A 4,652-nucleotide genomic window follows, 5' to 3' on the forward strand; every position below is an offset into this window, starting at 1 on the left:
GCCCTCGCCCGAGGCTTCCAGGGAACCTGCCGGCGGCATGGCGGGGGCGGTGGCGGCCGGGGCCGCATCGGGGTCCAGCGTGCGCAGGATCAGCCCGGGATCGCGCGTGGTGGCGAGCCGCTCGGCCAGGGCGCTGTCGCCCAGCACCTCGGTCAGGCGGCGCAGCACCTCGATATGCTCGTCGCCCTGGGCGGCGATGGCCACCACCAGCCGGGCCTTGTCCTCCCCCCAGTCCACGCCCTTCGGCACCTGGAGCACGGAGATGGCGGTGCTGTGGATCAGGTTCCGGTCGTTGCGCTGCCCGTGCGGGATGGCGATGCCGTCGCCCAGATAGGTCTCGGCCTCGCCTTCCCGGCGCAGCATGCTCTCCACATAGGCGGGCGCGATGGCGCCCGTGTCCACGAGGAGCTGGGCGGCCTGCCGGATGGCCTCGTCCTTGGACCCCGGATTCGCGTCGAGGCGGATGCGTTCGGCGGAAAGGATCACGTGTGCTGGCATCCCTTGGTCACGATGTGGCGCCCGGAATCCGGCAGAGGTCCCGGGGAACCCGGTTCACCAGGTCCGCCCGTCCGCCGCCCGCCGTCCCCGTCGCCTGAACATGTCCTAAATGGCGGCACCGCGACAGGCAATTGGGACAATGCGCCACGGTAACGGGTGGCAGCTTTCCCCGCCCGCCCCGCTCCGGCGTTTCACGTCCTGGCCGCCCGTGGGGGAGGCGGAGCCTGCTCCCTCGGGACGGCGCAACGCCGGAGACGGCGCGCGTGGGCCGGGCGGCTCTGGACGCCTCCCTGCCAAGCCTGCCACCCTGGCGGTTCCGGTGCGGCGTTCCGCCCGGCCTGATTGCGGAATGGAGGACCGGATGCGGCGCCGCAGGCTCCTGGCAGGCTCCCTGGCGGCGGGGTTGGCCGCGCCGTGGCTCTCACGGGCGCGGGCCGCCTCGCCGGGCGGGTCCGTGCTGCGCTTCGTGCCGCAATCCGACCTTGCCGTGCTCGATCCGGTCTGGAGCACGGCCTATGTCACGCGCAACCACGCGATGATGGTCTTCGACACGCTCTACGGGCAGGACAGCGCCTTCCGCGCCCGGCCGCAGATGGTGGCGGGGCACGAGGTCTCGCCGGACGGGCTGGCCTGGCGCCTGACACTGCGGGACGGGCTGCGCTTCCATGACGGGGAGCCGGTGCTGGCGCGGGACTGCGTCGCCTCCATCCGCCGCTGGGGGGCGCGCGACGGCTTCGGCCAGACGCTGATGGCGGCGACGGAGGAGCTTGCCGCCGAAGGCGACCGGGTGATCCGCTTCCGCCTGAAGCGCCCCTTCCCGCTCCTGCCGGATGCGCTGGGCAAGGCGGGTTCCGCGATCTGCGCCATCATGCCGGAACGGCTGGCGCGGACCGACCCCTTCACCCAGGTCACGGAGATGGTGGGCAGCGGTCCCTTCCGCTTCGTGGCGAGCGAGCGGGTCGCGGGCTCGCGCGTCGTCTATGCGCGCCACGAACAATACGTGCCGCGCCCGGAGGACGAGGTGGGCGGCCCCGCCGATTTCACCGCCGGGCCGAAGCGGGTGCATTTCGACCGCGTGGAATGGCATGTCCTGCCCGATGCCGCGACCGCAGCGAATGCCATGCGGGCGGGCGAGATGGACTGGTGGGAGAACCCGACCGCAGACCTGCTACCGATGCTGCGCCAGGACCCGAAGCTCAACGTCGCGCAGCGCGATGTCGCCGGCTATGTCGGCTGCCTGCGCTTCAACCATCTGAACCCGCCCTTCGACAACCCGGCGATCCGCCGCGCCCTGCTCGGCGCCGTGTCGCAGGCCGACTACATGACCGCCGTGGCCGGTACCGATCCGGCCAACTGGAACGAGGGCGTCGGCTATTTCCCGCCGGTCTCGCCGCTGGCGGGCGATGCCGGGATGGCGGCGCTCACCGGCCCGCGCGACATCGCCGGGGCGCGCCGGGCGCTGGCCGAGGCGGGCTACAACGGCCAGAAGGTGGTGCTGCTCTCGCCTTCCGACTTCCCGACGCTGAAGGCTCTGGCCGATGTCACCGCCGACCTGCTGCGCCGGCTCGGGATGAACCTGGACGAGCAGGCGATGGACTGGGGGTCGATGGTCCAGCGCCTGCCCAAGCGCGATCCGGTCGAGGCGGGCGGCTGGAGCATCTTCGGCACCTTCTGGTCCGGCATCGATCAGATCAATCCCGCCGTGCACAGCTATCTGCGCGGCAACGGCACGGCCACCGGCTGGCCGCGCAGCGAGGCGCTGGAATCGCTGCGCGACGAATGGCTCGCCGCGCCGGACGCGGCGGCGCAGAAATCCATCGCCGTCCGCATCCAGGAGCAGGCCTTCCGCGACGTGCCCTATATTCCACTCGGCCAGATGATCGCCTCCACCGTCTTCCGGCGGGAGATCGTGGATGTCCCCAAGGGCTTTGTCCTGTTCTGGAGCACCCGCCGTGCCTGACGCACCACCACTGAACCTGATCACCGACATCGCCGGCATCACTGTCGGCCATGCCACGGACCTCGCCCTCGGCTCCGGCGTCACCGCCATCCTTTTCGCCGGCGGCGCCACCGCCGCGGTCAGCATGCGCGGCGGCGCCCCGGGCTCGCGCGACACGGAGCTGCTGGCGCTCGACAAGTCAGTGGAGAAGGTGGACGGGATCGTGCTCTCCGGCGGCTCCACCTTCGGCCTCGATGCCGGAACCGGGGTGCAGGCGGCGCTGCGGGAGCTGGGACGCGGGCAGAGCTTCGCCGGGATCACCATCCCGCTGGCACCGCAGGCCATCCTGTTCGACCTGCGGAATGGCGGCAGCAAGGACTGGGGCCGCTTCCCGCCCTATCGCGAACTCGGCTACGCCGCCGCGATGGAGGCCGCCGGGCAAGGCTCCGGCCATGGCTTCGCGCTGGGCAGCGTCGGGGCCGGGACGGGCGCCACCACGCCGCTGGTCAAGGGTGGCCTCGGCTCGGCCAGTCTGATGAGCGAAAGCGGCCATGTCGTCGCGGCCATCGTGGCGGTGAATGCGGTCGGCTCCCCCCTGGTCGGGGAAGGTCCCTGGTTCTGGTCGGCCCCCTTCGAGCGGGACGGGGAATTCGGCGGGCGCGGCCTGCCGGCCCGCTTCACGCCGGACCACGTGCTGCCGCGCTTCAAGGGCGGCCCCGGCACCGCCACCACGATCGGGCTGGTCGCCACCAACGCCGCATTGACCAAGGCCCAGGCCGCACGCCTCGCCAGCATGGCCGATGACGGGCTGGCCCGCGCCATCCTGCCGGCCCATGCGCCGAATGACGGCGACACGGTCTTCGCCGCCGCCACGGGGGAGGTGCCGCTGGCGAACCCGCTGCGAGACCTGACCCTGCTCGGCCATGCGGCGACCATCGCCATGGCGCGGGCGGTGGCACGCGCGGTCTTCGAGGCGACGGCCCTGCCCTATCCGGGGGCGCTGCCATCCTGGCGCGACCGGTTCGAGGGATAGCCCTCCGGCGGAAGCCCGGCGGCGTCAGTCGTGCGCGGCGTCCATCATGTGCCGCGCCGACAGCAGGGCCTGGAGCTGCGCGGCGCGGCCCTGCAACCCTTCGATCAGCGGCAGGGTCTGGGCGACCTCCCGCAGGCGCCCCATCTGTGCCGGGCAGGCATGGAACCGCTTCTCCTCCACATGCGGGAGCAGCGCATCCACCAGCAGCGCGACGAGGCTGCGGTAGCGCGCGGCCGTGCTGGCGCCCGGCCCGGCCCAGGCCGGCGCCGCGCCCCACCAGAGCACGTCCAGCAGCCGCTCCGGCGGCGTGGTGGCGAAGACCGCGCCGGTGACGGCGGTGACCGCGGCCAGCAGGGCCTGCTTCACCGTGCCCGGCGCGCCCTCGGCACCATCCACCACCTGGCGCAGATGCCGCAGCTCCTGCGTCAGCACCGCATCGGGCACCGCGCCGACGCGGGCGCCGACCATGGTGCCGCTCCGGTCGGTGAAGCCCTGCGGCGCCTCCAGCGCATTGACCAGCGGGTGGTACTCGTAGAGGCCGCTCCAGTCGAACTGGCCGCGGTAGAAGGATTCGTCGTAGCCCTTCGGCACGCCCAGGAAGCGCAGGCCGACATCGCGGCCGCTGCGCCGGATCTGGAACAGCGCGAGATCCAGCGTGTTCACCGGCCAGCCGAGATCCACCGCGCTCCAGAAGCCATCCACCGGCCCCTCGCCGGCCAGCGCGGCGGCATTGACCAGGAGATGCGTCGCCTGCCGCAGGTTCTGCACGTTGAAATGCCGGTCCGGCCCGTGCAGGCCGATCATTCCGGCCTCGATCCCCGCCTGGATGTCGGCGGCGATGATGCCGTTCTCCAGCACATGGGTGAAGCGCGTGACGGCAAAATGCGTCGCCTCCGCCCCACCTGCCCGCCCGGCCGCGGCATGGCGGGCGGCGCGCATCCACTGCGCCTCGGCCAGCTTCTTGGTGGCGGTGTAGACGTGGTCGGTCACATAGGCGAAGCACTTGCCGGTCGAGGAATAGACCGCCACCCGCACGCCATGGCGCTGGCAGGCCTCGATGACGTTGCCGCTGCCGAAGACATTGGTTTCCACCGCCTCGCGCACCACGGCCTCGGCCCGGCCGGGCTCGCGGATCGCGGCGAGGTGGAAGACCACGTCGGGCCGCGCCTCGCGGAAAGCGGC

Annotated in this window: 4 protein-coding genes; 2 read left to right on the forward strand and 2 right to left on the reverse strand. The window is 72.3% G+C overall.

What is annotated here, in order from left to right:
• The coding region (locus tag ROTAS13_RS19745) for a PTS sugar transporter subunit IIA (protein WP_171979169.1) at positions 1 to 486 on the reverse strand (486 nt) is incomplete at its 3' end.
• A 373-nt stretch (positions 487 to 859) separates the two neighbouring features.
• Here ROTAS13_RS19745 and ROTAS13_RS19750 point away from each other — a divergent pair.
• Both ROTAS13_RS19750 and ROTAS13_RS19755 read left to right on the forward strand, forming a co-directional pair.
• Positions 860 to 2,458, forward strand: a complete 1,599-nt coding sequence (locus ROTAS13_RS19750) for an ABC transporter substrate-binding protein (RefSeq protein ID WP_226946019.1) — start codon at positions 860 to 862, stop codon at positions 2,456 to 2,458.
• Complete coding sequence (locus ROTAS13_RS19755; protein ID WP_252571659.1) at positions 2,451 to 3,470, forward strand: P1 family peptidase; 1,020 nt, start codon at positions 2,451 to 2,453, stop codon at positions 3,468 to 3,470. Before ROTAS13_RS19750 ends, ROTAS13_RS19755 begins: the two co-directional genes overlap by 8 nt.
• Positions 3,471 to 3,494: 24 nt before the next feature.
• On the opposite strand, the gene ROTAS13_RS19760 is transcribed toward ROTAS13_RS19755, so the two are convergent.
• Positions 3,495 to 4,652: polysaccharide biosynthesis protein (locus ROTAS13_RS19760; RefSeq protein WP_075823182.1), on the reverse strand; the 1,158-nt coding region annotated here is incomplete at its 5' end.

Source organism: Roseomonas sp. TAS13, from assembly GCF_001950415.1.
GTDB classification, from domain to species: Bacteria; Pseudomonadota; Alphaproteobacteria; order Acetobacterales; family Acetobacteraceae; genus Roseomonas; species Roseomonas mucosa.

What these genes read in the sequence shown, in the direction of transcription:
- ROTAS13_RS19750 (WP_226946019.1), top strand. Translation starts at nt 860, where the DNA reads ATGCGGCGCCGCAGGCTCCTGGCAGGCTCCCTGGCGGCGGGGTTGGCC.